The sequence below is a fragment of the Hyphomonas sp. genome, from assembly GCF_040882205.1.
GTDB lineage: Bacteria > Pseudomonadota > Alphaproteobacteria > Caulobacterales > Hyphomonadaceae > Hyphomonas.
Map to the genome: position 1 here is coordinate 1 of NZ_JBBEBT010000162.1, position 4239 is coordinate 4239.

Consider the following 4239-nt stretch of genomic DNA (forward strand, 5'->3'; position numbering starts at 1 on the left):
AATCGAGTAGACCAGGGAGCCCTTTGGCTCTGATGACCCGTTGCCGGTCACAAACGCCGCCGGCTCCTGCGCCGCAAACGCGGTTTCAGCCTCGTCGGCCAGCCCGGGGTCAATGTCCGCATACGCACCTTCCAGCAGGACCTGCGTGGCTGGCGCAGCGGCTTCGCAGCGCCCTCACGCGCGGTCTTCAGCGGAACCGAGATCGCCGCCTCTGCTACTCTGGATATAATGAAATACGCCGCAGAATTGCGAAGGGATATATCCCGGATCGGCGCTCGGCATCGCGCGCGCCCCAATTCGCGGCGCGCGGTTCACCCAGCGGCGCAAGCGGCCAGGCCGACTTTGAACCGCGCTGCATGTTTTTAAAACACCATGTCCGTTTCATCCGGGGCTGCGTTCGCCCTGGCTGTCTCGATGGCCATGAAGCTAACCCGGCCGGACACCCCACCCGATCCGCGGAGGCAAATTTGCAGCAGCTATTTCGCGATGCCCTGAATCGCCGGGACATTTTTTTCAAACTCACCCAGATTATATAGGCATAAGTGTTTTCTTGTGCCCCCAAATCTGCCATCACCCGGGGTCTGAAACGGACTAGACCGAAAGAGAGAAACTCCATGTCGGCACGCGTTATCTCGATTGCCAACTCCAAGGGCGGAGTCGGCAAGACCACCACTTGTGTCAGCCTCGCCGAAGCTTTTGCCGCCGCCGGCATGCGCACGCTGGTGATCGACCTCGACACGCAGGCCAACGCCTCGCTGCTGATCTTCGGCCATGCCGGCGATGAGCACCTGTTCCAGGCGATCAACGACTACGCGACCATTTCCGACTGGCTGCTGGAGAATTTCTTCGCCGGCGAACAGCGCCGCCTCTCCGAGTTCATCGTCACCAATGCCAGCGATGTCACCTTCAAAGGCAAGGCCCTGCCGCTGGACCTGATCCCCTCCTCGCCGCGCCTGCGCAAAACCGAACGCGAGCTGATCTTCGAACTCACCGCCAAGGGCTACGCGATGGAAGCCCTGCAGAACCAGGTGGGCAAGCGCCTGCGCGACGACCTGAACCTGCTCAAGGCCGAGTATGATGTCATCCTCTTTGATTGCCCGCCCGGCATCTCGGTGATGACCGAGACCGTCCTCGCCGCCAGCCACTTGATCGTTGTCCCGACCATTCCGGACTTCATGTCCACGCTGGGTCTGGACCTCTTCACGGGTGACATCATGAAGAATCTGCGTAACCGGGATATTGCCACGCTGCCCGTCGTGCTCGCCACGCGCTTCGACAACACGCCCCACCAGCAGGTTGTCCTCGGCGCGATGCGGGATGCGTCGAACGCCAAGGAAACCGAGTTCGCGATGTTCAAGACCGTCATTCCGCTGAAAACCGGCTTCGCCTCGAACCCGATCGAACTGGGCCCGGATCCTACCCTGCAGGCCAAATGGCCGAGCGATGCTCTCGGCATTATCGAGCAACTGCTCGTCGAAGTCCGGGAGAAGCTCGCATGAGCTTTGGCGGCGGCGCTTCCGGTTTTCGCGCCATCCAGGCGCTCGTCGGGTCCCAGGCCGATTTCCGCGCCGTCGCCGACAAGGACTGGGCCGCTGCCGCCGGGCTCGTCGTCAAGAAACTGCTGAACGCCGCCGGCCAGTCCTCCGACAGCCTGATCGCCCTGCGCGCCGCGGTCGGCGACGAAATCTTCGAAACCCAGCTGAAATCGCTCTCGCACCATCAGGCGAGGCTCCTCGCCCGGCGCCTCGACAAGTCCGTCCCGGACCTCGAAGTCTCCACCGTGCGCGGCGCTGCCGCCTATATCCGCACTCTGCTGGCGCCTGCCCCGGCAGCGGAAGAAAAAGCGCCTGAGCCGGAAACAGAGACAGCTGCCGATCCGTCTACGGAAGAAACTGTCATTACTGATCCGGCCACGGAAGAAGCCGCCGCCGCCCTCACAGAAGACGAAACTCCGCCCTCGCCCCCCGCCGGCCCGAACCCATATTTCGGTCGCAGATCCTTCCGCACAGGCTGAACCGGGGCGCCGCTCACCCCCGTGCCAGCGGCAATGCGCGCAGCGCGTCCGAAGCCCCCCACACCTGCCGCACGTTTGTCGACAATCCCGGTTTCGCCGCAGGCAAGGATCAGGCCCCAAGGACGGGACAAGCAACGCCCGCAGCGAACAGGTGCACACGCACATGCCTGATCACTCATTAACCGGAAAACCAGATGAACCCTCGGCTCGCGGATAAGGCTTTTCGCCCCGCGGCCAAAGCCCGCTACCAGCGGCCGCGTCTCGCCAAAGCCGGAACAGGCCGTCATCGCCCATCAATTGCAGTAGCGCACGATGCGGCCGGTCTCGTCCGCCGCCGCGATCACCAGCGCCGTGTCGCCGTCCTTGATGCTGAGGCTGCCGAGATCGTTCACCACCCGCTGCGGCAGCGCCCCTGCCGGAAGCGCCCGCCCGCCACCAGCTCCTCGCCCAGCGTCCTCGCCGCCCCGCGCGCCCGCGCCCTCGCCCGCGCCCGGAATCCGGAATTCGGAATTCGGAATTCGGAATTCGGAATTCTTCGCCGCGTCGAGCGTCACCTCAACCTCCCTCACCGTGCTGCGCCACGGATGCGTTTCCTGCAACCGCGTCGGCGTGCGCTTTACCGGCTCCAGGGCCTTAGTAGCCTGCGCGGCCGCGACCGGCGCCAGCAGGTCCGTCAGCTCTGCCACCACTTCGCGCTGCTTCTTCGGCGCCAGCGCCCTGGTGAGGCGCATCGGCGCCACCAGCGGCACCTGCGCCGTCATCCCGCCCTGCCGCATCACGTTCAGGAACGCCGCGTCCGTCTGGCCCACATTCGCCGGCACCCGCAGCTCAGCCAGCCTCGCCCGGGTCGCAATCGGCAAGGCCTGGCTGTCGATCATACGCGTCCCGTCCGCCAGCCGCGCATCCTCTCCGGCGCAAAGCAGCGCCCGCCGCCGGTCTTCCTCCACACCAATCAGGTCGTACAGGATTTCTGCGCGCGCCTCCTCGCTCTGCGGCCAGGCAATCGGCCGGCGCACTGCCGCCGCCAGCACCAGGTGCTCGGCCGGGACCAGATCCTGGGCGCGCTTGCCGGACAGGAACTGCCCCGCCTCATACACACCGCAGATGCTGCCCGGCTCGTCGCCCCCGCCCTGCACCAGCGGAACATGCTGCGAGAACCACCGCTCCAGCCCGCCGGTGTCACCGTTCCTGACGAGATAGCGGTTCAGTACCGGCGCCTCGCTCAGCTCATGGAGCCTGCGCCACAGCGGATTGGAATTGCGCGGATGCATCTTCCACACCGAGCGCGCCAGCTGCATCTAGATGGTCGATCCGCCCCGCTGGCTGACCGGCAGCCGGGCCAGATGGCCCACGTCCACGCCGTAGTGGTTGCGCCGTTCCCCCCGGTGCCGGTCTTCGGTGAACACCACGCAGCGCCAGAAACAAGGCGGCGCATGCGCCACCGGCACCGCCTTGTGATCCGGAGACATCGCAAACGGGCTTAGGTCCGCGCGCTCGAGCTCGCCGAGATGGTCATGTTCTGTCTCCGGATGCACGATCCCGAAATAGCGTCCTTCGCTTTCATAAAGCGCCACCGCCCGCGCGCGCAGGTCGGCAAACTGGAACGCATTCCACCGCGCCTTGCCATTGATCAGCAACGCGCCGTTGACCCATCCGAACCAGGCCAGCGTCCAGAAATAAAGTGCAAGCACAACCAGAAGGAACACGCCGAGCGTCCGCCCTTCACCGCCGCAGCCTGCACCCGCGTCGTCCACCGCGCCAGCCCGACCACAAAGTCGCGGACCAAATCGAATATCCTGGCGAAGGGTCGCACCGGCGGCGGCTTTCCTTCTGGCAGCAAGGTGAACGAAAACCTTAACGGAGATGAACAGCGTGTGAAGCGGCCCAGCGCAGGCACCGCCGAACGCGGCGGCCTGCCGGCCGCAATGGACACGCCCGGCCGCCTTCGCTAAAGCCCGCTCCCGCCGCGGAGCCAGCCATGGTCCAGTCCATCTCCATTGAAGACGCGGCCCGGCGGCTGGCGACGGCGCGGCGCATTCTCGTTATCGGTTGTTCCGGCAGCGGCAAGAGTACGCTAGCGCGTGTCCTGGCCGCGCGCTTCAAGTTGCGCCATGTCTCAATGGACCGCGAAGTGTTCTGGATGCCGGGCTGGCAGGAGCGTCCGCGAGAAGAAGCGCTTGACCGCCTCAGCGCCATCCTGACCGAAGAAAACTGGGTCATCGATG

The 4239-nt window shown here is 65.2% G+C and carries 5 protein-coding genes and 1 pseudogene; 3 read left to right on the forward strand and 3 right to left on the reverse strand.

Going from position 1 to position 4239, the window contains the following annotated elements; all coding sequences use genetic code 11:
* Positions 1-150 (reverse strand): annotated as a pseudogene (locus WEA77_RS06535) (phage major capsid protein); the annotation flags it as partial.
* A 464-nt stretch (positions 151-614) separates the two neighbouring features.
* On the opposite strand from WEA77_RS06535, the gene WEA77_RS06540 reads away from it, so the two are divergent.
* Both WEA77_RS06540 and WEA77_RS06545 read left to right on the forward strand, forming a co-directional pair.
* Positions 615-1499, forward strand: coding sequence for a ParA family protein (locus WEA77_RS06540; protein ID WP_368067066.1), 885 nt, complete (start codon positions 615-617; stop codon positions 1497-1499).
* Complete coding sequence (locus WEA77_RS06545) at positions 1496-2014, forward strand: hypothetical protein (RefSeq protein ID WP_368067067.1); 519 nt, start codon at positions 1496-1498, stop codon at positions 2012-2014. Before WEA77_RS06540 ends, WEA77_RS06545 begins: the two co-directional genes overlap by 4 nt.
* A 293-nt stretch (positions 2015-2307) precedes the next feature.
* On the opposite strand, the gene WEA77_RS06550 is transcribed toward WEA77_RS06545, so the two are convergent.
* Positions 2308-3312, reverse strand: coding sequence for a hypothetical protein (locus WEA77_RS06550; RefSeq protein ID WP_368067068.1), 1005 nt, complete (start codon positions 3310-3312; stop codon positions 2308-2310).
* Entirely contained in the window at positions 3313-3768 is a 456-nt protein-coding gene (locus WEA77_RS06555; protein WP_368067069.1) for a hypothetical protein, read from the reverse strand.
* A 224-nt stretch (positions 3769-3992) separates the two neighbouring features.
* On the opposite strand from WEA77_RS06555, the gene WEA77_RS06560 reads away from it, so the two are divergent.
* Positions 3993-4239 (forward strand): AAA family ATPase (locus WEA77_RS06560; protein WP_368067070.1); only part of this gene is annotated, 247 nt, incomplete at its 3' end.

What these genes read in the sequence shown, in the direction of transcription:
- WEA77_RS06540 (WP_368067066.1), top strand. Translation starts at nt 615, where the DNA reads ATGTCGGCACGCGTTATCTCGATTGCCAACTCCAAGGGCGGAGTCGGC.
- WEA77_RS06545 (WP_368067067.1), top strand. Translation starts at nt 1,496, where the DNA reads ATGAGCTTTGGCGGCGGCGCTTCCGGTTTTCGCGCCATCCAGGCGCTC.
- WEA77_RS06550 (WP_368067068.1), bottom strand. Translation starts at nt 3,312, where the DNA reads ATGCAGCTGGCGCGCTCGGTGTGGAAGATGCATCCGCGCAATTCCAAT.